Source organism: Microbacterium sp. LS_15, from assembly GCF_041954735.1.
Taxonomy (GTDB): domain Bacteria; phylum Actinomycetota; class Actinomycetes; order Actinomycetales; family Microbacteriaceae; genus Microbacterium.
In genome coordinates, this window is the sequence record NZ_JAVAYD010000007.1 from 132,474 (window position 1) to 156,076 (window position 23,603).

Genomic DNA, 23,603 nt, shown 5'->3' on the forward strand with positions numbered 1-23,603 from the left:
GTTCAGGGTAGACGACCGGGGCGCGCCGCGCGCGGGCTAGGGCAGCACGTGCCCCGCGGCACGGAACAGCTCGTACCATTCGGCTCGCGTGAGCGCGACGTCGGCGCCGGCCGCGGCATCCCGCACGCGCTGCGGCGTCGTGGTGCCGAGCACCACCTGCATCTTGGCCGGGTGCCGGGTGATCCAGGCCGTCGCGATCGCGATGGGCTCGACACCGTACGCCGCCGCGAGGCGGTCGATCACGGCGTTGAGCTCGGCGTACTCGGGATCGCCCAGGAAGACCCCGGTAAAGAACCCGCCCTGGAACGGCGACCAGGCCTGGATCGTGATGCCGTTGATCCGGCAGTACTCGACGATGCCGCCGCCGTCGCGGACGACGCTCTGCTCCTCCCCCGCCATGTTCGCGGCGACGGGCTGGGCGATGATCGGCGCGTGCGTGATCGACAGCTGCAGCTGGTTCGCGACCAGCGGCTGCGAGACCGCGGTGCGCAGCAGGTCGATCTGCCGCGGGGTGTGGTTCGAGACGCCGAAGGCGCGCACCTTGCCCGACGACTCGAGCTCGTCGAAAGCCCTGGCGACCTCGTCGGGCTCGACGAGGGCATCGGGGCGGTGCAGCAGCAGCACATCGATGCGGTCGGTGCCCAGAGCAGCGAGCGATCCGTCCACCTGCTGCACGATGTGCTCGTACGAGAAGTCGAACATGCCCTGCTTCGGCACGATGCCGCACTTCGTCTGCAGCACGATCTCGTCGCGCTCCGACGGACTCAAACCGAGGGCCGAGGCGAAGCGCTCCTCGCAGAAGTGCATGCTCCCGCCGTAGATGTCGGCGTGGTCGAAGAAGTCGATGCCCGAGCCGCGCGCGGCGTCGTACAGCTCCCGGATCTGCGCGTCGCTCTTGTCGTTGATGCGCATCATCCCGGCGACGACGGCGGGGGCGGTGGACTGTCCGAGGGGTACGGTCTTCATGCGTCAACGCTAGCGCGGCGGGGCGCGCCGCGCACGGGCGCGCAGTCGACCGGTCAGTCGGCGGGCGCAGACGGCGTGAGACGCGCGGGCGAGACGTCGAGGGCGTCGGCGACCGCCGCGAGCTCGGCGACGGTGAGGTCGCGCCGGCCCGCCAGCGACGCCGCGACCACCCGCTCATCAAGCCCCGCGCGGTCCGCGAGCCAGACCGCGTCACGCCCCCTTCTCCCCAGCTCCGAGAGGACGGCGGATGCCACCAGACGTCGAACTTCTGTCGTCACCCGTCGACAGTACCGCCGCATATGGGGCGTCCACAACGCTCGACGCACCGATATGACGGCATCCTGGCGTCAGGCCGGTGCTATCGTGACTCGCGTGAAGACACCGGCCGAGTCGTTCAATGCCGCCGTCGGGCGCCAGCTCCGCGCCGAGATCGCGGCCGCGGGAAGCAGCATCGCCGCGATGGCGCGGGAGATCGGGTTCGCGCGCAGCGCGCTCGACAACTACGTCACGGGCAAGCGCGCCATCCCCGTCCCCGTCGTGTACGCGGTCGGCGCGGCGCTCGGAGTCGCACCCCACGTCATCCTGTCCCGCGCAGAGGAACGGCTCGGCGCGGAGGGCGACCGTCATGCTCCCGTGATCCCGTTCCCCTCGCGCCCCGATGTCCCCGGCCGCCGGCAGAATGACGCAGAGGTCGCATTCGACTCGCCCCTCCCCCACGACGCCGACACCGACGACCTGTACGACTGACCCCCACGACGAGAGGAGCCCCGTGGACCAGCTCCTGCGACTCGTCGAGACTCACGGCCTGCGCGTCATCGAGCACCCTGGGCGCTCCTGTGGCGGGTACGATCCGCGTTCGGCCACCATCCGGATCGCCCCGGGCATGAGCGCGCGCACGACGCGCAGCGTCATCGCTCACGAGCTCGGCCACGCCGTCCTCGGTCACGAGTACACGCCGGATCCCACCGAGCGCGACCGGCAGGAACGGAGCGCCGACGAATGGGCGGCGCGCCTGCTCATCACCCCGACCGCCTACGCCGAGGCCGAAGCCGCCCGCGACGGGCACGCCGCGAGCATCGCGTTCGACCTCGGAGTCACCGTCGACCTCGTTCTCGCGTATCGCCGCCTGCTCCGCCGGGTCGGCGACGTCACCTACGTCGAACCGCGCCTCGGGCGCGGGCAGTGGACGCATCGCGCCGTCTCCGCGTGACGGAGGGACCCCTCGTCGCTGATTGAATGGCGGTATGACGTTCACCACCTCACCCGCACCCGTCACGCTCATCGGCCGCCTCGTCGAGCTGCGTCCGCTCGAGCGATCGCACCACGACGGGCTCCTCGACGCGCTGACCGAAGGCGACCTCTGGAAGCGCGCGTGGTACACGTCCATCCCCTCCCCCGAGGGCCTCTCGGCCGAGATCGACCGCCGTCTCGGTCTGCTCGAGACCGGCGAGATGATCCCGTTCACCGCGTTCGACGCCGCGGGCAGGACACTCGGACTCACGTCCTTCTACGACATCGTCGCCGACGTGCCGCGACTGCACATCGGGTACACGTGGAACCGGCCGTCCGCCCACGGCACGGGCACGAACGCCGAATCCAAGCTGCTCCTGCTCCGCCACGCCTTCGAGGACCTGGGGGTGTTCCGCGTCGGCCTCACCACGCAGTGGGTGAACTTCCAGTCCCGCGCGGCGATCGAGCGCCTCGGCGCGAAGCAGGACGGCGTGATGCGCGCGATGAGCCGCTACCGCAACGGGGCGCTGCGCGACAGCGTCGAGTACTCGATCATCGATCCGGAGTGGCCGGCCGTGCGGGCGAACCTGGAGGCGAGACTCGCCGCCAGGGTCTGATCACTCGGTCGCGTTGCCCGACCAGTTGTCGTCGCGACGCGTGGCGGATCCCCGCTGACGCATCACGAACGCGAGCGACAGGCAGATGATGAGGATGCCGGCTGCGAAGACGACCCCCTGGAACTCCGGGAGCACCTGCGCGAGGCCCAGGAGCCAGATCCCTCCGAGGAAGAGGACCAGGAAGAAGATGAAGCTGAGGATCACGGGGTCTCCTGTCGTTGCGGCCGTCATCCAGGATACCGTCGCGCGCGCACTCCGCCCGCCGCATCCCGATCGACACCGTTCCTAGCGCACGTCCGGAGGCTTCGGAACCCCCTTGGCCGAGCACCGGGCGAGTGGTTTCGTGCAGGCCATGAGCACACACACCACGGCCATCGCCATCTCCTGCACGCTGAAGCCGTCGCCGTCGGAGTCGAGCTCCGACCTGCTCGCGTCGCAGATCCTCGCGGCCCTCTCCGAGCACGGCGTCGACGGGCAGCTCGTCCGAGCCGTCGACCACACCCTCAGCCCGGGCGTCGAGGCCGACATGGGCGGCGACGACGAATGGCCCGAGCTCCGCCGCAAGGTGCTCGACGCCGACATCCTCGTCTTCGTGACGCCGACGTGGATGGGTCAGCACTCGAGCGTCGCGCAACGGGTGCTCGAGCGCCTCGACGCCGAGCTCAGCGAGACGGATGACGAGGGCCGGCCGATCCTGTTCGACAAGGTCGCGATCGCGGGCATCGTCGGCAACGAGGACGGCGCACACCACATCGCCGCCATCCTGTTCCAGGGCCTCAACGACGTCGGCTACACGATCGCCGCGCAGGGGTCTGTGTACTGGAACGGCGAAGCCATGCAGGGCGTGGATTACAAGGACCTGTCCGAGACCCCGGAGGAGGTCGCGTCGGCCACGGCGACCGCGGCCCGCAACGCCGCACACCTGGCGTCGGCGCTGAAGGAGCAGGGCTTCCCGGCCGAATAGGCGTCAGGCGGGGGTGGCCTCCGTGGCCTCGATGCGGCCCCAGTCATCGATCACGAGCTCGCCCGAGGCGTTGAGCGCGTGCATGACCTCTTCGACACGGCGCTTCTCGATGTGCTGCGGCTCGGAGGCCGTGAAGAGGAACTGCAGCGGGATTGCGGGATGGATCCACACCGTCACCCGCCCGGGGTCTCCGCCCTCGGCCGGGCGCCACGTCATCATGAAGCTCTCCTGCCGCCGCAGCTTCGTCCCGACGATGACCTTCAGGACCGCGAGCGTCTCATCGTCGATGCGGATCGGCTCGGAGGTGCCGTCATATCGCAGTCTTCCCATGAGTGAACCGTACCCCGGTGGGGCACCGTCCGCGTACTCCCGTGTCAGGGAGCACAGCGGAACCTCACGGCCCCGTGGCGGCGCGAGCGACCCGCATGGCGTGCGTCTGCCATGATCCTCCCCCGGGGAGCCCCTGTACACCCCCTCTGCGGCGGCACGGCGTCGTGCGAGCGTGGACGGTCCGACATCGAGGAGGCAGCACCGATGGGACGATTCACGTACGACGGCGGACCGAGGGTGGAGATCGAGGATCGTGCGCTCACGCACCTGCAGCTCGTGATGACGGCGAAGCTGCGGCGCGGTGAGTCGTTCCCGTTCAGCTGGCGCGAGGACGCGAGCGTCGGCGGCGGACGCACCACGGTCTGGGTGCATCCGGCGAGCTCACTCGTGTTCAAGTTCTTCGGGAGCCGCGCCCCCGAGCTCAACAAGCACTGGATGCGGGACCTCGCCGTGACGGCGGCGCAGCCTGCCGGCCTGTACCTCACCCCCGAGCCCCTGCGCGGCGATCCGACCTGGGGGAACGAGGAGAACCCGTTGCTCGTCTGACCGCAGTAGCGTTGAGCCATGAGCGCTCCCGTCGATCCGACAGTCACGTCCGCCTGGTCCGAGCTCCGCGCGCTGCGCGAGTCCTTCTCGCCCGATCTCCGCGGCTGGTTCGCGGAGGATCCGGCCCGCGCAGATCGATTCTCCTTCCCGCTCGCGGACCTGCACGTCGACCTGTCGAAGAACCTCATCACCGACGACGTGCTGGCGGCTCTGCTGCGGCTCGCCGAGGAGACCGGCGTCGCCGACCGGTACGCTGCGATGCTCTCCGGGGCGCACCTCAACACGTCTGAGGATCGCGCCGTGCTGCACACCGCGCTCCGGCGTCCCTCCGGAGCCGAGCCGGCGCTGATCGTCGACGGGCAGGACGTCGACGCCGATGTCCAGTCGGTCCTGGAGGCGCTTTCCGCGTTCGCCACGCGCGTGCGCGCGGGCGAGTGGCTCGGCGTCACGGGGAAGAGGGTCACCCACGTCGTCAACATCGGCATCGGCGGGTCGGATCTCGGCCCGGTCATGGTCTACGAGGCCCTGAAGCCCTACGCCGACGCCGGCATCGAGGCGCGGTTCGTCTCGAACATCGACCCGACGGACCTGGCGCAGAAGACCGCCGACCTCGACCCGGAGACGACGCTGTTCATCGTGGCGTCGAAGACGTTCACGACGCTCGAGACACTCACGAACGCACGCCTGGCGCGCCAGTGGCTGTGGAGCGGGCTCGCGGCATCCGGCGCCATCGCCGATTCCGATGACGCGCGCACCGACGCCGTGGCGCACCACTTCGTGGCCGTGTCGACGGCGCTCGACAAGGTCGCCGACTTCGGTATCGACCCGGTCAACGCCTTCGGCTTCTGGGACTGGGTGGGCGGCCGCTACTCGGTCGACTCCGCGATCGGCCTCTCCCTCGCCGTCGTACTGGGCCCCGACGTGTTCCGCGACCTGCTGGCCGGTTTCCACTCCGTCGACGAGCACGTGCGCACCACCCCGCTCGAGCGCAACGTGCCGGTGCTGATGGGCCTGCTCAACGTCTGGTACAACAACTTCCATGGGGCGCAGTCGCACGCGGTGCTCCCCTACGCGCAGCAGCTGAACCGGTTCCCCGCGTACCTGCAGCAGCTCACGATGGAATCCAACGGCAAGTCCGTGCGCTGGGACGGCTCCTCCGTCACCACCGACACCGGCGAGGTGTTCTGGGGCGAGCCGGGCACGAACGGGCAGCACGCGTTCTACCAGCTCATCCACCAGGGCACCCGGCTCATCCCCGCCGACTTCATCGCGTTCGTGAACCCCGCGTATCCGCTGAGCGACGGTGCACAGGACGTGCACGAGCTGTTCCTCGCGAACTTCCTCGCCCAGACCAAGGCCCTCGCGTTCGGCAAGACGGCCGCCGAGGTCGAAGCCGAGGGCACGACGGGCGCGCTCGTCTCGGCGCGGACCTTCGCGGGCAACCGCCCCACGACGTCGATCTTCGCGCCGGCGCTCACGCCGCAGGTGCTGGGGCAGCTCATCGCGCTGTACGAGCACATCACTTTCACGCAGGGCACGATCTGGGGCATCAACTCCTTCGACCAGTGGGGCGTCGAGCTCGGCAAGCAGCTGGCGATGCAGATCGCCCCCGCCATCGGCGGAGACGAGGATGCCGTGGCCGCACAGGACCCGTCGACGAAGGCGCTCCTGCAGTACTACCGCACGCACCGGAGCTGAAGACCGCAGCGCCGTCAGGGGTGCCGTCGCACGAGGAACGGCCCCCGGACGGTCGCCGCGTCGACGACGCGCCCGTTCTGGACGACGTGGACGAGCCCGGCGGCGGCGAGTCGGCGGGCGGCGCGGCGCGCGGGCTCTCGCAGTGCGCGACCCGCGTCTCCGCCGACCGCGCGCCCAGCATCCGACGGGTCGACCGCCGCCTTCGGAGCGCTCTGTGCGAGCAGGTCGAGGATCGCCCCCTCGAGTGCGCGGTCCTGCGGCGTGACCTTCCGCGACCGGCACGCGGCAGAGCAGTACCTGACCTCGTTCCAGACGTCGGCCCACGCCGCACGCCACCGCATCTCGCGACCGCAGGACGCGCAGATCTTCGTCTGATCCTGTTCGCGCACCCTGCTCAGCGTACGCGCGCGGTCGGACGCCGGCATCCCGTCGTACGCTGGTGCCATGCATGACGTGGTCGTGATCGGGGCGGGACTCGCGGGACTGCGCTGCGCGGGGCTGCTCGCAGAACGAGGGCTCGACGTGGTCGTGATCGAGGCGGGCGACACCGTCGGCGGACGGCAGCGCACCGACCTCGTCGACGGCTTCCGACTGGATCGCGGATTCCAGGTGCTCAACCCGGCATACCCGGCGCTTCGACGAAGCATCGACCTGGACGCACTGGCGATGGGCAGCTTCCCCGTCGGCGTGCGCGTGCGCACCGACGACGGGGTCGCCGAGCTGCGGCATCCGGTGCGGCATCCGCTCTCGATCCCGGCCACGCTGCGCAGCGGCCTGGTGAGCGGGTCGGATGCTGTCGCGCTGGCGCGCTGGGCGGCACCCGCGCTCGTGCTCCCTCTCTCGCGCCTCGCGGACGGCGACGTCTCCCTCAGCGACGGCTGGGATGCCGCGGGACTGCGTGGCCCTCTGCGCACCGCCGTGCTCGAATCGTTCCTCGCTGGCGTGCTGGCGGAGGATCGCGGTGCGACGTCGAACGCGTTCGCCCAGCTGCTCGTGCGGTACTTCGCTCTCGGCCGACCCGGACTCCCCGCGCAGGGCATCGCCGCGGTGCCCGCCCAGCTCGCCGCACGAGCGGGATCCGCCGGCGCCGAGATCCGCCTCCTCTCCCGCGCGGAGCGGATCTCGACGTCCGACGAGGGTGTCGAGGTCGGCGTCGCGGGCCACGACGCCGTGCGCGCAGCCCGCATCGTCATCGCTGTCGGGGCGGATGCCCTGACCGACCTCACCGATCTGCGCCGCCCGGCGACGAACGGCCTGCAGACGTGGTGGTTCGCGGTGGACGAGCCGCCGACCCGCTCCGCGCTGCTCACGGTCGACGGTCGTCGGCGAGGTCCCGTCGTGAACACCGTCGTGATGTCGCACACGGTGCCGTCGTACGCACCGGTCGGGCAGCACCTCGTCGCAGCCACGTGCCTGCTGCCCCGCGACGGCGACGCCCCGGTCGAGGGCGAGGTGCGCCGTCACCTCGGAGAGATCTGGGGGGCCGACGTGAGCGACTGGGCCCTGCTGCGGCGCGACGACATCGCCGACGCCCTCCCTGCCCAGCCCGCGCCGTTGCGCCCTGCTCGCGCGCCGCGGCACGCGGAGCGGGTCTACCTCGCCGGCGACCACCGCGACACGGCCTCGATCCAGGGCGCCCTCGCCTCTGGCGAGCGCGTTGCAGGCGCCGTCCTCGCTGACACGGCGTCGTAGAGCTCCCCCAGCCAGCCCGGCACTCTCGCCTCGGATTCCGAACAGGGGTTGCTTCCTGCGCTCGAAAGGACTAAAACATAGACCATTAGCCCATTGCTCAGAGGATGATACGCATGGATGCTTCGACAACGACGTCGCACGGCTCAGCGCAGACACCGGATCGCACCCTTCGAGGAAACCTCGGAGCGGTCTCCGTCACGTTCATGGTGATCGCGGCCGCCGCGCCGCTCACGGTGGTCGGCGGCCTGGTCCCCATCGGCTACCTGGTCGGGAACGGGATCGGATTCCCGGTGATGTTCCTCGTGGCCACGGTCATCCTGCTGCTCTTCTCCGTCGGCCTCACCGCGATGAGCCGGTACCTCCCCCGCGCAGGATCCTTCTTCGTCTTCACCACTCACGGACTCGGGCGCACCCCGGGGCTCGCCACCGCCTATCTGGCCCTCGTCTGCTACACGACAGTGCAGATCGCGGTGTTCTCCTACCTCGGCGCCACGATCAGCTCGAGCGTCGTCCTCCTCGGCGGGCCGGAGATCCCCTGGTGGCTGCTCACACTGATCACCGTGGCGATCGTGGGCGCCCTCGGCTACCGCCGGATCGAACTGAGCTCACGCGTGCTCGTCGTCGTCCTGATCGCCGAGATCGGCATCGTCGTCCTGCTGGGGATCGTCATCCTGGTCACCGGCGGTGCGGACGGCGTGACCTACGGATCCTTCCTGCTCGAGAACGTGCTCTCGGGAGCCCCGGCCCTCGGTCTCATGTTCGCGATCGCGAGCTTCATCGGCTTCGAATCCACCGTCGTCTACCGCGACGAGGTGCGGATGCCGGAGCGCACCATCCCGCGGGCGACCTACGCCTCGGCGATCGTCATCGGGGTGTTCTACGCCTTCGCCGCCTGGGCGGTCGTCGTCGGCGTCGGCGAGGGAGCCATCATCGACGAGGCAGCCGCCGACCCGACGACCCTGATCGCGAGGGTCACCGAGCAGTACCTCGGCCCGGTCGGCGCCATCGCCGTCGCCGTCCTGTTCCTCGGGAGCATGTTCGCCGCCGTGCTGTCGCTGCACAACGTGCTGACCCGATATCACCATGCGATGGCCAACGCCAGGGCGCTGCCCCACGCCGTCGGTGCCGTCCACGCCCGCCACGGATCACCGCACGTGGCCTCGATCGTGCAGGTGTCGACGACCGGGATCGCGGTCGCCGTGCTCGCCCTCCTCGGGTTCGCACCCGAGAACATCTTCGCCTGGTTCGCCGGTATCGGAACTCTCGCGATCGTCATCCTCATGGCCGTCACCTGCCTCGCCGTCATCGTGTACTTCGCCAGGACCCGCCGACTGCGCAGCCCCTGGCACACCGTGATCGCTCCCGCGCTGGGCCTGATCGGGCTCACGGTCTCGGCCGCACTCATCGCGATGAACTTCCCCCTGCTGGTGAGCGACGTCGACGCCGAGGGCAACCCCGCGTGGGGCCCCGTCAGCATCACGCTGGTCGCCGTCGTCGTGCTCGCCCCGGTCATCGGGCTCGTGCAGGCCACGGTCATGCGCGCGACGAGACCAGACGCCTACGCCCGGATCATGCAGCGCTTCGATGAGAACGCCTGATCTCCACTCCCCCCTCCGCGCACGAAGGATGGACACCATCAGCACACCCGCCCCACCCCGTCCCCTCATCGGCGTCTCCGGCCGCCGCCTCCGGGGCGCCGCGATCGGCGCCCCGTTCGGATTCGCCGATGCGCCGCTGGAGGCTTATCTCAGCGAGTACGCGACCTCGGTCATCCGTGCCGGGGGTCTGCCCGTGCACCTTCCGATGGATGCCGCCCCCACCGAGCTCGTCGAGCGATTGGACGGGCTCGTGATCGTCGGAGGCGACGACGTCGACCCCCGTCGCTACGGCCGCACCCCGGGTCCGTTCACCGTGGCCGTCGACCCTCAGCGCGATGACTTCGAGGCCGCGCTGATCGAGGCGGCGATCGACGGCGCGGTCCCCCTCCTCGGGGTCTGCCGAGGCGCCCAGCTCCTCAACGTCGTGTGCGGCGGCACGCTCCACCCACACCTGGCCCCCGGCGAGGGCGAGTCCCACGGGTCGTACGCGTACCCCCGCGCCCACCGTGTGCACGACGTCCGCACCGCGCCCGACAGCATCGTGCGGACGGTCTACGGCGAGACCACACGGGTCAACTCTTTCCATCACCAGGCGGTCGATGCGCCGGGGCGCGGAGTGGTCGAGACGGGGTGGGCCCCCGACGGGATCGTCGAGGCCATCGAGCTCGAGGGACTGCCCATCGTCGGCGTGCAATGGCACCCCGAGGTCTTCCACACCGATCCCCTCTTCCGCTGGGTGGTCGATCAGGCCGCCGCCCGCGCGTCGCTCCCGACGCCCGCAACCCGGATCGTCGCCTAGACACCGCCGGACGACACCACCTCACGACGACACCACGTCACGACATCACCTCGCGACATCACTCACAGGGAGAAGTAGATGCGACACGCAGACAAGAACGCGTTCATCACCGGAGCAGGATCCGGCATCGGACGGGAGACGGCCCTCCGCCTCGCGAGCGAGGGCGCACGCGTCCTCGTCACCGACGTCTCCGCCGAAGGAGCGGCCGAGACGGTGCGGCTGATCGAAGCGACCGGCGGCACCGCCGTCGCGGCATCCGTCGACGTGCGATCGCGCGACCAGATCCGCGCGGCGGTCGACCTGGCACGCGAGCAGTGGGGCGCCCTCCACCTCTTGATCAACAACGCAGGGGTGGTGACGGAGCACTCGTTCGCGACCCTCACCGAAGACGCGTGGGACTTCGTCTTCGACATCAACCTCAAGGGCCAGTTCCTCGTCGCGCAGGAGGTCGCGCCGCTCATCGCCGACTCCGGCGGCGGGGCGATCGTCAACCTCTCGACGGTCGAGGCGCTCGTCGTCGTCACGAGCACGGGTACCGCACAACCCCACTACAACGCGAGCAAGGCCGGAGTGCCGATGCTCACCAAAGCCCTCGCCGTCGAGCTCGCCGCGAAGAACATCCGCGTCAACTGCGTCGCCCCCGGTCCCATCGCCACCGACTTCTTCGACTACGAGGCCGTCACCAGCGAGGAGGGCCTCGAATTCATGAAGCAGCGGCTGCTCGTCCCCCGCGTCGGACTCCCGTCCGACATCGCATCAGCCGTATCGTGGCTGCTCAGCGACGAGGCGTCATGGATCGACGGCATCCATCTGCCCGTAGACGGAGGGTGGCTGACACGATGATCGATGATGTGCGCCTGGCGCCGGACGAGCTGGAGGCCGCCGGCATCCGCACGGTGATCGTCGCGACCCCCGACCTGCAGGGCAGGCTCGTCGGACGCCGCATTCCGATCGAGGGCTTCGACCGCGTCGTCGAGAACGGTGTCGACATCTGCACGTGCGCATGGTCGTGGGACATCGAGCAGGGACTCGAGCTCATCGACGCCAACCGGTTCGCCCTATGCGGGATGCACAACGGCGTGCCAGACGTCACCCTGATCCCCGACCTCGACACGCTCCGTCCCGCCGCATGGCTGGAAGGCGTGGCCATCTGCCTCGCCGACCCGGTCGACGTGCGTTCGCACGAGCCGCAGGCGATCTCACCCCGCGTGCTCCTGAAGCAGGAGCTGACGCGTCTCCGCGGGAGAGGACTCACCCCGCTCGCGGGCACCGAGCTCGAGTTCTACCTGTTCCGCAACGATCCGAGGGAGCTCCGCCGTTCCGGGTTCCGCGACCTCGACCCGACGACGCTCACCCCGTCGGACTTCATGATCCACGAGGGCAACCTCTACGAGCCGTTCTTCCAGAAGCTGCGCGCCGACCTCCGCGCGAGCGGCATCCTCGTCGAGACGGCGCAGAGCGAATGGGGTCTCGGTCAGTGGGAGATGACGTTCGAATACGGCGACCCGCTCGAGATGGCGGACCGGCACGCGCTCTACAAGCTGGCCGTCCGCGACACCGCGGCGCGTGCGGGCATGTCGGCCACGTTCATGGCCCGGCCGCTCAACGACCAGCCGGGATCGTCGTGTCACGTGCACCTCTCGTTCGTCGACGCCCAGGGTACGGCCGTGTTCTGGGACGAGGCCGCGCCCGACCACCTGAGCCCGCGGATGCGATCCGCCATCGCGGGCGCGCTGGAGCACGCCCCTGCACTGATGGCCTGGTACGCGCCGACCGTCAACGCCTATCGGCGCAGCAACTCCTCCGACGTGGCAGGCAGCGGGCGCACGTGGGGCTTCGACAACCGCACGACGACCGTCCGGGTCGTCGGGCACTCCCCCCGTGCACTCCGGTTCGAGTTCCGGCTGCCCGGCGCCGATACCAACCCGTACCTCACCCTGACCGGGCTGCTGGCGTCGGCGCGCGACGGCATGGATCAGGATGCCGTCCTCGCGGCCCCCGTGACCGGCAGCGCCTACGACCTGCCCGGCGACGGCGCCATGCCGGGCGATCCGCACCAGGCGAGCCGCCTGTTCGGCGAGAGCGCGCTCGTGCGGGAGCTGCTCGACCCATCGATCATCGCTCACCAGCAGATCCTGCTCGAACACGAGTGGGCGACCTTCATGTCGCGGGTCACCGACTGGGACCTGCAGCGCTACTTCGATCGGATCTGAGATGACATACCCCGCTCTGCGGACCTGGATCGGCGGCGTCGCCGAGGAGAGCTCCGAGACCGACGGCGCCTGGCTGCACGACCCGAACACGGGAGAAGCGCTCGCCGCCTCCGCGTCGAGCTCCCTCGACCAGGTGGACCGCGCCGTGGCCGCCGCGCACGGCGCGCATGACGACGGACGCTGGCGGGGCCTCGCACCCGAGCGGCGAGCGGACAGACTGATCGCGCTCGCCGACTGGCTCGACGGACGCGCGGAGGAGGTCGCACGCCTCGACGCCCTCAACAGCGGGGTGCCGATCTCGGTCACACGGTTGTTCGGCGGCGCGAACGGCGCAACGCTGAGGGATGCTGCGCGTCGGGCTGTCGCGATCGGCGACGTGTACGACCTCCCGTCGGATCAGGGCGGGGTGCGCCTGCATCGCGTGCCATGGGGTCCGACCGCGCTCATCCTGCCGTGGAACGCGCCGTCGGCGATGGCCGTCAAGAAGACGGCGTTCGCGCTCGCGGCAGGGGCGACCGTGGTGCTCAAGCCGTCGTCGTTCTCCCCCTGGAGCGCTCAGTTGCTGCTGGAGGGCGCGCGTGCCGTCGGCATCCCCCAGGGGGTGGTGGGTCTGGTCCAGGGCGGCGGGGCAGTGGGCCGCGCCCTCGTGGCGGACGAGCGCATCGCAGCCATCTCGATGACCGGATCCACGCCGACCGGGCGCGCGATCGCCGCGACCGCCGCCCCGCGCTTCGCTCGCCTGCAACTGGAGCTGGGCTCGAACAACCCGGCGGTCGTTCGCGCCGATGCCGACCTCGCGAAGACCGCGACGGCGCTCGCCGACGGCGTACTGAAGCTCTCAGGCCAGTGGTGCGAGGCACCCCGTCGCGTGCTCGTCGACCGTGCGCGGCGGGAGGAGCTCGCACGTCTGCTGATCGCCGAGTTCAGCCGCCGGACGATCGGATCCAGCCTCGACGACGCGACCGATGTGGGCCCTGTCGCGTTCGCCGCCCGTCGAGACGAGCTCGTCGCCCAGCGGGATCTCCTCGCGCAGCAGGGGGCCGAGGTGCTCCACGTCGACCGTGTCCCCGACGAGGGGTGGTTCTTCGAGCCGACGGTCGCCGTGCTCGACGGCCCGGGTCTCGCCGAGGAGGTCTTCGGACCCATGATCCTCGTCGGCGGGTACTCCGACGAGGAGGAGGCGGTGGCGCTCGCCAACACCGGACAGGTCGGCCTCGCCGGGTACGTGTTCAGCGCGGATCGCGAGGCGGCGGAGGCCCTCGGCAGCCGACTCGTCGCCGGCGAGGTGAAGATCAACGGCACGAGCGTGCTCGACATGTCGCCGGACTCCGCGCAGAGCTTCTTCGGCGCGAGCGGCCTCGGCGGTCACGGCGACGACGATGTGTTTGACTTCTTCGTGGGGAAGCGGATCGTGGGCAGCGACCGCCCCGGCCTTCCCCTCTGACCGGAGGACGACGGATGAGTGAGCGTGACGACGCGCCGCACGACTTCTCGCGTGTCGTGCTCCAGCCCGTCTCCGGCTATCAGGCCGTCGCAGGCTTCCTCCGGCGCGAGATGGCGCTCGGTCGCATCCGCCCAGGAGATCGGCTGCCGCCCGAGCGCCGCCTCGCGGAACAGCTCGGCGTCTCCCGCGAGACGCTGCGTCAGGCCCTGCGGATTCTGGAGGGCAGCGGCCAGATCGTGATCTCGCGCGGCGCGTCCGGCGGGGCGTTCGTGCAGGATGCCGCCCTCGACCCCCGTCTCATCCGCGAGGAGGTGCGAACGCGCTCGGGCGAGATCGGAGAGCTCACCGAGTTCCGCGCGATCGTCGAATCCGGCGGAGCGGCGCTCGCCGCCGCCCGCCGCAGCGAGGCCGATCTCGAGGCGATGGAGCAGGCGCAGCGCGACCTCGCGGCCGCCGACACCAAAGCGGGCTCGCGGATCGCGGACACCGACTTCCATATCGCCCTCGCCGAGGCCTCAGGCAACTCCTTCGTGAGGGACGCCGTCGAGGAGGCGCGCGTGCGGATGTTCGAGCCCGTCGACCTCATGAGCTTCGACTTCGTGAAGGAGTCGAGCTGGCACGCGCACCAGCGGATCCTTGATGCCGTGCGGCGGGGTGATTCCGCGGCGGCGGACGCCGCCATGCGCGCGCACCTGCATACCACGCAGGAGGAGTTCACGCGCGTCGTCGAGAACTGAGCGGCGCCGAGAACTGAGCGGTGCCGAGCGCCACGCGTACTGTCAGGCGGCGATCAACCGGGGAGCCACCCGGGACACGCGGTCGCGCAGATCCTCGACGGCCCGGTCGAAGGCCGCCTCGGTCCCGGTGAGCGCGGGGTCCGGGATCGACCAGTGGGCGTCGTCGCGGCCGGAGAGCTTCTCGTGGGCGCGATCGCACACGCTGATGAGGTAGTCATCGCTCTGGACGACCTCGTCCAGCGTCTTCGGCCGGGCATCACGGACGAGGTCGAAGCCGTGCCGGCGAGCAGCAGCCAGTGCGCCGGGATTCACCGCGGAGCCCGGATCCGTGCCCGCGGACAGCACGGGGATGTCGCTCACCGTCGACCACAGTGCTTCGGCCAACTGCGAGCGTGCGGAGTTCGCCGTGCAGACGAAGATGACTTTGCCGCGCACATGCACGGGAGCCGGCTCCATCGACTGGAACACCTCGGGAAGGAATTTCAGGTAGCTCCGCCGTCGATCACCCTCGGACCTGGTGCGACGCACGATCCCCTGGTCCTCCAGAACTCCCAGGTGGAAGGCGACGAGGTTGGACGCCATCCCCAGCTGAGCGGAGATCTCGCTCGGGGACAGGTCGCCGACGGTCAGGAGGTCGACGACGCGCAGCCGGTTGGGATCGGCGAGGGCGGCGAAAGCATCCGATCGCCGTTGCAGATCGGTCATTATGCACCACCCCGGGGAGCGGGCGCCAGCCCATGCTGGGATGCCCGATTACTCAATACAGTTTGAGCGAACGTCGCACCCGCGACAGCTCACTGTTAGGTCAACCTAACACAGAGCCATGACTCTCAAGGAGGATCAGCATGGGCATCGGAAGCGGAATCGCTCTGTTCGTGATCGGCGCCATCCTGGCGTTCGCAGTGAATGTGGACCTGGGCGGAGTCGTCAACCTCGACCTCATCGGCTACATCCTGATGGCGGCCGGTGTCGTGGTGTTCCTCATCAGTCTCGTGCTGGTGATGCGCCGTCGTTCGACCGTCTCGACGGCTCGCACCGCTGTCGACCCGGCCACGGGCGAGCGCGTGACCACCCGTCGCACGAGCGACAACGGCGACCCGATCGTCTGACGGGCATGACCGACCTCCTGCGAGCAGCTCTCCCTGAGACGGGTGGGCTGCTCGCGGGACGGTACCGCCTGATCCGACGCATCGGATCGGGCGGAATGGCGAGGGTCTATCGCGCTCGCGACGAGATCCTCGGCCGAGACGTGGCCGTGAAGCTCTTCTCGATCGACCCGACCGACCACGTCGCCTCGCAGCGGCGAAGCGCCGAAGCACTGGCGCTCGCCGCGCTCGACCACCCGTCGCTGGTGACCCTCTACGACGCGCACATCGGTGCCACCGACCATGCATTCCTCGTGATGGAACTCGTGGCAGGGCCGACCCTCCGCGAACGGATGGACCAGGGCCCCCTCGACGGCCCGGAGATGGCGGGATGGCTGAGCCAGATCGCAGCCGGGCTCGCCGCGGTCCACGCCGCGGGGATAGTCCACCGAGACATCAAACCGGCCAACGTCCTGCTGAGACCGACCGGAGACGCGGGGGCGCCCTTCGAAGCGGTACTGGCGGACTTCGGCATCGCGCACCTCGTCGACGCGGCACGACTCACGGCGCCCGGCGCGATCATGGGCACCGCCGCCTACCTGGCACCGGAACAGGTCCGCGGAGAGACGACCGGGCCGGCCTCCGACGTGTACTCGCTCGGGCTCGTCGTCCTCGAAGCGCTCACGCAGAGACACCCGTTCGACACCGACTCCCTGCAGAACACCATTGTCGGGCGGCTCTCGTCGCCCCCGGCCATTCCCGGCGCGCTCGGCTACGGGTGGAAGTCGTTGATCAGCGCGATGACCACGATCGATCCTTCCGAGAGACTGTCCGCGTCTGAGGTCGCCGACCGGGCATCCGACCTCGGAACAGCGACGACGCGACCGGGGCCCCTGCGCCGCGACCGGCGACCACGCCTTCCCGCGTCTCATCTTGCGGCGACGACCGCGCCCGACCTCGCGCGGCTTCTGCGCTCCGCGGAGATACCAGACGAACCGGTCGTGGCACCCGATGCCGAGAGGGCGAACCGCCTCCATCGCGCGATCGTCGTCGCGCTCGCCCTGGCGGCCGCGATCATGTTCGGCAGCATACTGCTCATCACCGCGCTGAGCTCCGCCGCGGGCGCCGAGCACACGGGAGACGGCTCTCCCGCGACCGTGACGTGGACAAGCCCCCGCCTGCATCCTCTCGGCTGAGGAGCGGGCGAGGGCTTGAGCGCTCTGCCGGCGATGCCCCCGCTACCGGGGGCGGTCGTGGGTCAGAAGTCCCAGTCCTCGTCTTCCGTGGCCTCGGCCTTGCCGATCACGTACGACGAGCCCGACCCCGAGAAGAAGTCGTGGTTCTCGTCGGCGTTCGGCGAGAGCGCCGACAGGATCGCCGGGTTCACGTTCGTCACCGTCGAGGGGAACATGGCCTCGTAGCCGAGGTTCATGAGCGCCTTGTTGGCGTTGTAGTGCAGGAACTTCTTGACGTCCTCGGTCAGGCCGACTCCGTCGTAGAGGTCCTGCGTGTACTGCACCTCGTTGTCGTACAGCTCGTAGAGCAGCGAGAACGTGTAGTCCTTGAGCTCGTCACGACGCTGCTGCGTGGCCGTCTCCAGGCCCCGCTGGAACTTGTAGCCGATGTAGTAGCCGTGCACCGCCTCGTCACGGATGATGAGGCGGATCAGGTCGGCCGTGTTCGTGAGCTTCGCCTTCGACGACCAGTAGATCGGCAGGTAGAAGCCCGAGTAGAACAGGAACGACTCGAGCAGGGTCGAGGCCACCTTGCGCTTGAGCGGGTCGTCGCCCTGGTAGTAGTCCATGATGATCTGAGCCTTCTTCTGAAGGTTCGGGTTCTCGGTGGACCACCGGAACGCTTCATCGATCTCCTTGGTCGACGCGAGCGTCGAGAAGATCGAGGAGTAGCTCTTCGCGTGCACCGACTCCATGAACGCGATGTTCGTGTAGACGGCCTCCTCGTGCGGTGTGATCGCATCGGGGATGAGCGACACAGCGCCGACGGTGCCCTGGATCGTGTCGAGCAGGGTCAGACCGGTGAAGACGCGCATGGTGAGCAGCTGCTCGTCAGGGGTGAGCGTGTTCCACGACTGGACGTCGTTCGACAGCGGCACCTTCTCGGGCAGCCAGAAGTTGTTCACCAGACGGTTCCAGACCTCGAGGTCCTTGTCGTCCTGGATCCGGTTCCAGTTGATCGCCTGCACGCTGTCGACGAGCTTGAGCGGGGGGTGGGGGGTCATGTTCGTTCCTTGTTCCTGGTCGCTGTCGACGGGTCAGAGCATGCAGGAGACGCACTCGGTCATGTCGGTGCCCTCGAGCGCCAGCTGACGGAGACGGATGTAGTAGATCGTCTTGATGCCCTTGCGCCATGCGTAGATCTGCGCCTTGTTGATGTCGCGCGTGGTGGCGGTGTCCTTGAAGAACAGCGTCAGCGACAGGCCCTGGTCGACGTGCTGCGTGGCCGCGGCGTACGTGTCGATGACCTTCTCGTAGCCGATCTCGTATGCGTCCTGGTAGTACTCCAGGTTGTCGTTCGTCATGAACGCAGCCGGGTAGTACACACGACCGAGCTTGCCTTCCTTGCGGATCTCGATCTTCGACGCGATCGGGTGGATCGACGACGTCGAGTTGTTGATGTACGAGATCGAGCCGGTCGGCGGCACGGCCTGCAGGTTCTGGTTGTAGATGCCGTGCTTCTGGATGCTCTCCTTCAGCTCGACCCAGTCCTGCTGCGTCGGGATGTGCTTGCCCGCGAAGAGCTCCTTGACCTTGTCGGTCGCCGGCACCCACGCCCGGTCGATGTACTTGTCGAAGAACTCGCCCGACGCGTACGTCGAGTCCTCGAACCCGTCGAACGTCTGCTTGCGCTCGATCGCGAGGTTGTTCGAGGCGCGCAGCGCGTGGAACAGCACGGTGTAGAAGTAGATGTTCGTGAAATCGACACCCTCCTCCGAACCGTAGTAGACGTGCTCGCGGGCGAGGTAGCCGTGCAGGTTCATCTGGCCGAGACCGATCGCGTGCGAGCGGTCGTTGCCGTCTTCGATCGAGCGCACCGAGCCGATGTGGCTCTGGTCGCTCACCGCGGTGAGCGCGCGGATCGCCGTCTCGACCGTCTGGCCGAGGTCGTCGGCATCCATCGACAGCGCGATGTTCATCGAGCCGAGGTTGCAGGAGATGTCCTTGCCGATCTGGTCGTACGACAGGTCGTCGTTGTACGTCGTCGGCGTGTTCACCTGCAGGATCTCGCTGCAGAGGTTCGACATGTTGATGCGACCCTTGATCGGGTTCGCCTTGTTCACCGTGTCCTCGAACATGACGTACGGGTAGCCGGACTCGAACTGGATCTCGGCGACGGTCTGGAAGAACTCGCGCGCGTTGATCTTCGTCTTCTTGATGCGCGGGTCGTCGACCATCTCGCGGTACTTCTCGGTGACCGAGATGTCGCCGAACGGGACGCCGTAGACCTTCTCGACGTCGTACGGCGAGAAGAGGTACATGTCCTCGCCGTTCTTCGCGAGCTCGAACGTGATGTCGGGAACCACGACGCCGAGCGACAGCGTCTTGATGCGGATCTTCTCGTCGGCGTTCTCGCGCTTGGTGTCGAGGAAGCGCATGATGTCGGGGTGGTGGGCGTTGAGGTACACCGCACCGGCGCCCTGACGCGCCCCGAGCTGGTTGGCGTAGCTGAAGCTGTCTTCGAGGAGCTTCATCACGGGGATGATGCCGGAGGACTGGTTCTCGATCTGCTTGATCGGGGCGCCCGACTCGCGGATGTTCGAGAGCAGGAGCGCCACGCCGCCGCCGCGCTTCGACAGCTGCAGGGCGGAGTTGATGCCGCGGGCGATCGACTCCATGTTGTCTTCGATGCGCAGCAGGAAGCAGCTGACCAGCTCACCGCGCTGCGCCTTGCCCGCGTTGAGGAAGGTGGGGGTGGCCGGCTGGAAGCGACCGGAGATGATCTCCTCGACGAGGTTCACGGCGAGCTTCTCGTCGCCGTCGGCCAGGCCGAGGGCCGTCATCACGACCCGGTCCTCGAACCGCTCGAGGTAGCGCTTGCCGTCGAACGTCTTGAGCGTGTAGCTGGTGTAGTACTTGAACGCCCCGAGGAACGTCTCGAAGCGGAACTTCTTCGAGTAGGCGAGGTCGTTGAGCTTCTGGACGAAGTCGAACGAGTACTTGTCGATGACGGAGCCCTCGTAGTACTCCTTCTCGACGAGGTAGTCGAGCCGCTCCTTGAGGGAGTGGAAGAACACCGTGTTCTGGTTGACGTGCTGGAGGAAGTACTCCCGCGCCGCCCGCTTGTCGGCGTCGAACTGGATCTTCCCGTTCGCGTCGTAGAGATTCAGCATCGCGTTGAGGGCGTGGTAGTCCAGCCCCTCGTACGCGGGGTTCACCTTGAACGCCGCGGTCTCCGTCACTGCGCCGTGTCCTGCATGCTCTTCCACTGCGATACCCACCGTCGTTCCAATCCGTCGCTCACGCGATCAACGTCGTCCTGTGTGCCGAAGATCTCTAGCCGGTACAAGTGAGGCACGTGGCACTTGCGGCTGATGATGTCGCCGGCGAGGCAGAAGGCGTCGCCGAAGTTGGTGTTTCCTGCGGAGATGACTCCGCGGATGTGACGTCGGTTGCGTTCGTCGTTGAGGAACCGGATCACCTGCTTGGGAACGGCTCCCCGCTCGACTCCCCTCCCCTCACCCCCGCCGTAGGTGGGGGTGACCAGCACGAAGGGCTCGTCGATGACGAGGCCCTCCTCCTGCCGGTGGAGAGGGATGCGCCGGGCGGGGAGACCCAGCTTCTCGATGAAGCGTGCGGTGTTGCCCGACACGCTGGAGAAGTAGACCAGGAGCGGCGCAGCGGTCGCGACGGCGCTCATGGTGCGTCAGGCCAGGCGCGAGGCGAGCTCGTCGATCTTGTCGGGACGGAAGCCCGACCAGTGGTCCTCGTCGGTGACGACGACGGGAGCCTGCATGTAGCCGAGCGACTTGACCTGCTCGAGGGCTGCCGGGTCTTCCGACAGGTCGTGGATCTCGTACTCGATACCCTTCGCATCGAGCGCGCGGTAAGTCGCGTTGCACTGGACGCAGGACGGCTTGGTGTAGACCGTGATCGACATCTTTCTCGGCTTCCCCTCAAATCTCTGGCCTGTGGTGATCAGGCGTTTGTCCGGTAGACCCTCACCGGGAACTCAATACTACATATAGGGACGGACATTCAGAGCGACCACAAGGGGTAGTAGTTACATCCGTGTAGTTTTCCACCGCTCTCCACTGATACAACACAGGTTCTCCACCGTTTCTTCCACAGGCGGAGGGCCGTCGGCGGAGATCGCGAACCGCGGGAAATCGCGGCTGGGAGGACCCTGGGAGTCATCCATCCACAGGGGGCACGATACGACCGACCACCGACATCCGATTTTCTGTGGAAAGTGCTGTTCGGCGTGTCGCGGCGTGTCGCCGAACGGCGGACCTCACGAGGGTCGCCCCGGTGCCGGTAGCGTTGTCGGGTGGCGGGATATCAGGACCTTCTTCGCGCGCCCGGAGTGGCGCGCATGATCGCGGCGCAGCTGACCGCGCGCTTCCCCAGCGGCATGACCTCCCTGGCGATCCTCCTGCACGTCGAGCAGCAGACCGGTTCGTACGGATCCGCGGGCCTCGTGCTCGCCGCGACGAGCGTCGGGCAGGCCGTCGCCGGACCCATCACGAGCCGATGGATGGGCGTCTGGGGCATGCGCCGCGTGCTCACCCTCACGAGCGCCGTGTGCGTGCTGGCCGTGCTCGCACTCGCGCTGCTGCCGCTCAACGTCCCCGGCTACATGGCGTTCGGCATGGTGGCCGGCCTCGCGACCCCGCCCATCCAGGCCGCCGTCCGCACGATCTACCCCAAGCTCGTGAACTCGTCGCAGCTCACGCCGCTGTTCTCCCTCGACGCCTCGCTGCAGGAGATCATCTGGATCCTGGCGCCCGTCGTCATCACGCTGGTCTCGACCCAGGTGGGCACCATGGAGGGACTGCTGCTCGTCGCCGTCATCCTCATCGGCGGCGCGGCGTGGTTCATCCTCTCCCCCGAGGTCGGCCGGGTGCGCATCCCCCGCAGCCGCAACGCCCTCGGCAAGGTCGTGCTCAAGCCCCCCGTGCTCCTCGCCACGGTCGTCGGCTTCCTCCTCATCGGGGCCTGCGCCGCCGTCGAGGTCGGGGTCGTCGCCACGTTCGAGCACGGGAGCCTCGCGGCCGGACTCGTCCTTGCGGTGTTCTCGGTCGGCAGCCTCGCCGGAGGACTCGCGTTCGGGCACATCCCGATCGGCCCCTGGGCCATGGCCCGTCGGCTGCTGATCGTCACCGTCGGCCTCGCCCTGACGATGATCTCGCTCAACGTCTTCTGGCTGGGCGGCACCCTCATCGTCGCGGGAATCGGGATCGCCCCCGCACTCGCCGTGCTCTTCGCGATCACGTCGGCGAGCGTCAAGTTCAGCGAGACAGCGGAGGCGTTCGGCTGGACAGGCACCGGCCAGCTGATCGGGGCCGCCGCCGGATCCGCCGTGGCCGGCTTCCTCGTCGACGCGACCGACCCTCGCGGCGCCTACCTCGCCGCGACGATCTTCGCCGCAGTCGGCCTCATCGTCGCCGTCGTCTTCGTCCGCTCCTTCCCCGACCTGCGTCACCGCGACGCGAGCCCCCATCCCGACACCGAACCCCTGGCGGTCACACCCTCATGAGCACAGCAATCCCCTCCTCGCACCCGAACGATGCGGAGACCCCCGTCGAGGTCGTCTGCGTGGGCGAGTCCATGGGGCTCGTCACCGCCATCGGCGCTCCCCTCGTCGCGACCGAGACCGCGGCGTTCGGCATCGCCGGCGCCGAGGGCAACGTCGCCGTGGGCCTGGTCGCGGCCGGCCACCGGGCCGCCTGGGCGTCTCGTCTCGGCGCGGACCCGTTCGGCGAGCGCATCGCCGCCGAGCTCTCCGGCCGGGGCGTCGACCTGTGGGTGACGACCGACGAGACCACCCCGACCGGCGTGATGTTCAAGGACCCCGGCGTCGAATCGTCGTCGGTCTACTACTACCGCCGCGGGTCAGCAGCCTCTCTCATGGGCCGGGGCTTCCTCGACGCCGACGCCCTCGCCGGGGTGCGCATCGTGCACACGACGGGCATCACGCCCGCGCTCTCCGCCACGTGCCGCGACATGGTCGACCAGCTGTACGTCGACGCCCGCGCGGCCGGAGCCGTGGTCTCGTTCGACGTCAACGACCGCCGCGCCCTGTGGAGCAAGGAGGACGCAGCGCAGACGCTCGCCCGTCTCGCCGATGCCGCGGACATCGCGTTCGTCGGCCGCGACGAGGCGGAGCGCATCTGGGGCACCGCGACGGCATCCGACATCCGCGCCTACCTCCCGCAGTGCGGACTGCTCGTCGTGAAGGACGGCGACGTGGGCGCCACCGCGTTCTCCGGCGACGACGAGCCGGTGTTCGTGCGCGCTCCGCGCGTCGAGGTCGTCGAGCCCGTCGGAGCGGGCGACGCGTTCGCCTCGGGGTTACTGGCGGCGACGCTCGAGGGCGCCGACCTGGCGGAGCGCCTGTCGGCGGGGCACGCGGCAGCGGCCCGCGTGCTCACGACGCACGGAGACCTGCCACCCCTCGACTGAGCGCCCGGCGCAGGCGCACCGGACCGGCTGTCGGACGGCGGTCG

At 68.9% G+C, this 23,603-nt stretch carries 27 protein-coding genes; 17 read left to right on the top strand and 10 right to left on the bottom strand.

Annotated features, from left to right (window positions below):
• Window positions 1-36 precede the first annotated feature (36 nt).
• Window positions 37-966 carry an aldo/keto reductase family oxidoreductase gene (locus RAC69_RS10855; RefSeq protein ID WP_375086820.1) on the bottom strand — a complete coding sequence of 310 codons (930 nt, stop codon included), beginning with the start codon at window positions 964-966 and terminating at the stop codon, window positions 37-39.
• 53 nt (window positions 967-1,019) lie between these two features.
• Window positions 1,020-1,244, bottom strand: a complete 225-nt coding sequence (locus RAC69_RS10860) for a helix-turn-helix domain-containing protein (protein WP_375086821.1) — start codon at window positions 1,242-1,244, stop codon at window positions 1,020-1,022.
• Between the two features lie 94 nt (window positions 1,245-1,338).
• On the opposite strand from RAC69_RS10860, the gene RAC69_RS10865 reads away from it, so the two are divergent.
• Genes RAC69_RS10865 through RAC69_RS10875 form a run of 3 tightly spaced genes read left to right on the top strand, consistent with a single transcriptional unit; the run spans window position 1,339 to window position 2,813 of the window.
• The gene (locus RAC69_RS10865; RefSeq protein WP_341933850.1) at window positions 1,339-1,713 is read left to right on the top strand and encodes a helix-turn-helix domain-containing protein; all 375 of its coding nucleotides are present in this window, start codon (window positions 1,339-1,341) and stop codon (window positions 1,711-1,713) included.
• Between the two features lie 22 nt (window positions 1,714-1,735).
• Window positions 1,736-2,176: an ImmA/IrrE family metallo-endopeptidase gene (locus tag RAC69_RS10870; RefSeq protein WP_375086822.1), complete on the top strand. Its 441-nt coding sequence runs from the start codon at window positions 1,736-1,738 to the stop codon at window positions 2,174-2,176.
• A 34-nt stretch (window positions 2,177-2,210) separates the two neighbouring features.
• Window positions 2,211-2,813 carry a GNAT family N-acetyltransferase gene (locus RAC69_RS10875; protein WP_375086823.1) on the top strand — a complete coding sequence of 201 codons (603 nt, stop codon included), beginning with the start codon at window positions 2,211-2,213 and terminating at the stop codon, window positions 2,811-2,813.
• Here RAC69_RS10875 and RAC69_RS10880 read toward each other — a convergent pair whose 3' ends face one another.
• Window positions 2,814-3,044, bottom strand: a complete 231-nt coding sequence (locus tag RAC69_RS10880; protein ID WP_341933847.1) for a hypothetical protein — start codon at window positions 3,042-3,044, stop codon at window positions 2,814-2,816. It lies immediately after the preceding gene.
• 121 nt (window positions 3,045-3,165) lie between these two features.
• Here RAC69_RS10880 and RAC69_RS10885 point away from each other — a divergent pair, with 121 nt between their 5' ends.
• Entirely contained in the window at window positions 3,166-3,777 is a 612-nt protein-coding gene (locus tag RAC69_RS10885) for a flavodoxin family protein (protein ID WP_375086824.1), read from the top strand.
• Between the two features lie 3 nt (window positions 3,778-3,780).
• Here RAC69_RS10885 and RAC69_RS10890 read toward each other — a convergent pair whose 3' ends face one another.
• Entirely contained in the window at window positions 3,781-4,107 is a 327-nt protein-coding gene (locus RAC69_RS10890) for a hypothetical protein (RefSeq protein WP_375086825.1), read from the bottom strand.
• 204 nt (window positions 4,108-4,311) lie between these two features.
• Between RAC69_RS10890 and RAC69_RS10895 the strand changes: the two genes are divergently transcribed.
• A complete protein-coding gene (locus RAC69_RS10895; protein ID WP_375086826.1) occupies window positions 4,312-4,653 on the top strand; it encodes an ATP-dependent DNA ligase in 342 nt (113 codons plus the stop codon).
• Window positions 4,654-4,671: 18 nt separating this feature from the next.
• Window positions 4,672-6,351, top strand: coding sequence for a glucose-6-phosphate isomerase (gene pgi, locus RAC69_RS10900; RefSeq protein WP_375086827.1), 1,680 nt, complete (start codon window positions 4,672-4,674; stop codon window positions 6,349-6,351).
• A 14-nt stretch (window positions 6,352-6,365) separates the two neighbouring features.
• Here the strand turns inward: pgi and RAC69_RS10905 are convergent, their stop codons facing one another.
• Window positions 6,366-6,740 (bottom strand): DUF3253 domain-containing protein, encoded by a 375-nt coding sequence (locus RAC69_RS10905; RefSeq protein ID WP_375086828.1) that lies wholly within the window; start codon window positions 6,738-6,740, stop codon window positions 6,366-6,368.
• A 55-nt stretch (window positions 6,741-6,795) separates the two neighbouring features.
• Here RAC69_RS10905 and RAC69_RS10910 point away from each other — a divergent pair, with 55 nt between their 5' ends.
• From RAC69_RS10910 to RAC69_RS10940, 7 genes are all read left to right on the top strand, one after another.
• A complete protein-coding gene (locus tag RAC69_RS10910; protein WP_375086829.1) occupies window positions 6,796-8,043 on the top strand; it encodes an NAD(P)/FAD-dependent oxidoreductase in 1,248 nt (415 codons plus the stop codon).
• A gap of 113 nt (window positions 8,044-8,156) precedes the next feature.
• On the top strand, window positions 8,157-9,641 hold the full coding sequence (locus RAC69_RS10915) for an APC family permease (protein ID WP_375086830.1): 1,485 nt from the start codon (window positions 8,157-8,159) through the stop codon (window positions 9,639-9,641).
• A gap of 28 nt (window positions 9,642-9,669) precedes the next feature.
• Window positions 9,670-10,440 carry a gamma-glutamyl-gamma-aminobutyrate hydrolase family protein gene (locus tag RAC69_RS10920; protein ID WP_375086831.1) on the top strand — a complete coding sequence of 257 codons (771 nt, stop codon included), beginning with the start codon at window positions 9,670-9,672 and terminating at the stop codon, window positions 10,438-10,440.
• 78 nt (window positions 10,441-10,518) lie between these two features.
• Window positions 10,519-11,283, top strand: coding sequence for a glucose 1-dehydrogenase (locus tag RAC69_RS10925; RefSeq protein ID WP_341933838.1), 765 nt, complete (start codon window positions 10,519-10,521; stop codon window positions 11,281-11,283).
• Window positions 11,268-12,653, top strand: coding sequence for a glutamine synthetase family protein (locus RAC69_RS10930; protein WP_375086832.1), 1,386 nt, complete (start codon window positions 11,268-11,270; stop codon window positions 12,651-12,653). Before RAC69_RS10925 ends, RAC69_RS10930 begins: the two co-directional genes overlap by 16 nt.
• 1 nt (window position 12,654) lies before the next feature.
• Window positions 12,655-14,097 carry an aldehyde dehydrogenase family protein gene (locus RAC69_RS10935; protein WP_375086833.1) on the top strand — a complete coding sequence of 481 codons (1,443 nt, stop codon included), beginning with the start codon at window positions 12,655-12,657 and terminating at the stop codon, window positions 14,095-14,097.
• A 14-nt stretch (window positions 14,098-14,111) separates the two neighbouring features.
• Complete coding sequence (locus tag RAC69_RS10940) at window positions 14,112-14,834, top strand: FadR/GntR family transcriptional regulator (RefSeq protein ID WP_375086834.1); 723 nt, start codon at window positions 14,112-14,114, stop codon at window positions 14,832-14,834.
• Window positions 14,835-14,876: 42 nt separating this feature from the next.
• Here the strand turns inward: RAC69_RS10940 and RAC69_RS10945 are convergent, their stop codons facing one another.
• Complete coding sequence (locus tag RAC69_RS10945) at window positions 14,877-15,539, bottom strand: helix-turn-helix domain-containing protein (RefSeq protein WP_375086835.1); 663 nt, start codon at window positions 15,537-15,539, stop codon at window positions 14,877-14,879.
• Window positions 15,540-15,679: 140 nt separating this feature from the next.
• Here RAC69_RS10945 and RAC69_RS10950 point away from each other — a divergent pair, with 140 nt between their 5' ends.
• Entirely contained in the window at window positions 15,680-15,943 is a 264-nt protein-coding gene (locus RAC69_RS10950) for a DUF6458 family protein (protein ID WP_341933833.1), read from the top strand.
• Between the two features lie 5 nt (window positions 15,944-15,948).
• Entirely contained in the window at window positions 15,949-17,115 is a 1,167-nt protein-coding gene (locus tag RAC69_RS10955; RefSeq protein WP_375086836.1) for a serine/threonine-protein kinase, read from the top strand.
• Window positions 17,116-17,177: 62 nt separating this feature from the next.
• On the opposite strand, the gene nrdF is transcribed toward RAC69_RS10955, so the two are convergent.
• The 4 genes from nrdF to nrdH are packed head-to-tail and all read right to left on the bottom strand — an operon-like array spanning window position 17,178 to window position 21,034.
• Window positions 17,178-18,158 carry a class 1b ribonucleoside-diphosphate reductase subunit beta gene (gene nrdF, locus RAC69_RS10960; RefSeq protein WP_251587263.1) on the bottom strand — a complete coding sequence of 327 codons (981 nt, stop codon included), beginning with the start codon at window positions 18,156-18,158 and terminating at the stop codon, window positions 17,178-17,180.
• Window positions 18,159-18,191: 33 nt separating this feature from the next.
• Entirely contained in the window at window positions 18,192-20,336 is a 2,145-nt protein-coding gene (gene nrdE / locus RAC69_RS10965; protein WP_375086837.1) for a class 1b ribonucleoside-diphosphate reductase subunit alpha, read from the bottom strand.
• Window positions 20,333-20,794, bottom strand: a complete 462-nt coding sequence (nrdI, locus tag RAC69_RS10970; RefSeq protein ID WP_251587260.1) for a class Ib ribonucleoside-diphosphate reductase assembly flavoprotein NrdI — start codon at window positions 20,792-20,794, stop codon at window positions 20,333-20,335. Before nrdI ends, nrdE begins: the two co-directional genes overlap by 4 nt.
• Window positions 20,795-20,800: 6 nt before the next feature.
• The gene (nrdH, locus tag RAC69_RS10975; protein WP_067118559.1) at window positions 20,801-21,034 is read right to left on the bottom strand and encodes a glutaredoxin-like protein NrdH; all 234 of its coding nucleotides are present in this window, start codon (window positions 21,032-21,034) and stop codon (window positions 20,801-20,803) included.
• Window positions 21,035-21,424: 390 nt separating this feature from the next.
• Between nrdH and RAC69_RS10980 the strand changes: the two genes are divergently transcribed.
• A complete protein-coding gene (locus tag RAC69_RS10980; RefSeq protein WP_375086838.1) occupies window positions 21,425-22,633 on the top strand; it encodes an MFS transporter in 1,209 nt (402 codons plus the stop codon).
• Window positions 22,630-23,559 (top strand): sugar kinase, encoded by a 930-nt coding sequence (locus RAC69_RS10985; protein ID WP_375086839.1) that lies wholly within the window; start codon window positions 22,630-22,632, stop codon window positions 23,557-23,559. The genes RAC69_RS10980 and RAC69_RS10985 overlap by 4 nt, the downstream gene beginning before the upstream one ends.
• The last annotated feature ends 44 nt before the right edge of the window (window positions 23,560-23,603 follow it).

Bases quoted from the DNA above. Each gene is read 5' to 3' on its own strand.
- RAC69_RS10855 (WP_375086820.1), bottom strand. From the start codon at position 966: ATGAAGACCGTACCCCTCGGACAGTCCACCGCCCCCGCCGTCGTCGCC.
- RAC69_RS10875 (WP_375086823.1), top strand. From the start codon at position 2,211: ATGACGTTCACCACCTCACCCGCACCCGTCACGCTCATCGGCCGCCTC.
- RAC69_RS10880 (WP_341933847.1), bottom strand. From the start codon at position 3,044: ATGACGGCCGCAACGACAGGAGACCCCGTGATCCTCAGCTTCATCTTC.
- RAC69_RS10885 (WP_375086824.1), top strand. From the start codon at position 3,166: ATGAGCACACACACCACGGCCATCGCCATCTCCTGCACGCTGAAGCCG.
- RAC69_RS10890 (WP_375086825.1), bottom strand. From the start codon at position 4,107: ATGGGAAGACTGCGATATGACGGCACCTCCGAGCCGATCCGCATCGAC.
- RAC69_RS10895 (WP_375086826.1), top strand. From the start codon at position 4,312: ATGGGACGATTCACGTACGACGGCGGACCGAGGGTGGAGATCGAGGAT.
- pgi (WP_375086827.1), top strand. From the start codon at position 4,672: ATGAGCGCTCCCGTCGATCCGACAGTCACGTCCGCCTGGTCCGAGCTC.
- RAC69_RS10910 (WP_375086829.1), top strand. From the start codon at position 6,796: ATGCATGACGTGGTCGTGATCGGGGCGGGACTCGCGGGACTGCGCTGC.
- RAC69_RS10915 (WP_375086830.1), top strand. From the start codon at position 8,157: ATGGATGCTTCGACAACGACGTCGCACGGCTCAGCGCAGACACCGGAT.
- RAC69_RS10920 (WP_375086831.1), top strand. From the start codon at position 9,670: ATGGACACCATCAGCACACCCGCCCCACCCCGTCCCCTCATCGGCGTC.
- RAC69_RS10925 (WP_341933838.1), top strand. From the start codon at position 10,519: ATGCGACACGCAGACAAGAACGCGTTCATCACCGGAGCAGGATCCGGC.
- RAC69_RS10935 (WP_375086833.1), top strand. From the start codon at position 12,655: ATGACATACCCCGCTCTGCGGACCTGGATCGGCGGCGTCGCCGAGGAG.
- RAC69_RS10940 (WP_375086834.1), top strand. From the start codon at position 14,112: ATGAGTGAGCGTGACGACGCGCCGCACGACTTCTCGCGTGTCGTGCTC.
- RAC69_RS10945 (WP_375086835.1), bottom strand. From the start codon at position 15,539: ATGACCGATCTGCAACGGCGATCGGATGCTTTCGCCGCCCTCGCCGAT.
- RAC69_RS10950 (WP_341933833.1), top strand. From the start codon at position 15,680: ATGGGCATCGGAAGCGGAATCGCTCTGTTCGTGATCGGCGCCATCCTG.
- RAC69_RS10955 (WP_375086836.1), top strand. From the start codon at position 15,949: ATGACCGACCTCCTGCGAGCAGCTCTCCCTGAGACGGGTGGGCTGCTC.
- nrdF (WP_251587263.1), bottom strand. From the start codon at position 18,158: ATGACCCCCCACCCCCCGCTCAAGCTCGTCGACAGCGTGCAGGCGATC.
- nrdI (WP_251587260.1), bottom strand. From the start codon at position 20,794: ATGAGCGCCGTCGCGACCGCTGCGCCGCTCCTGGTCTACTTCTCCAGC.
- nrdH (WP_067118559.1), bottom strand. From the start codon at position 21,034: ATGTCGATCACGGTCTACACCAAGCCGTCCTGCGTCCAGTGCAACGCG.
- RAC69_RS10985 (WP_375086839.1), top strand. From the start codon at position 22,630: ATGAGCACAGCAATCCCCTCCTCGCACCCGAACGATGCGGAGACCCCC.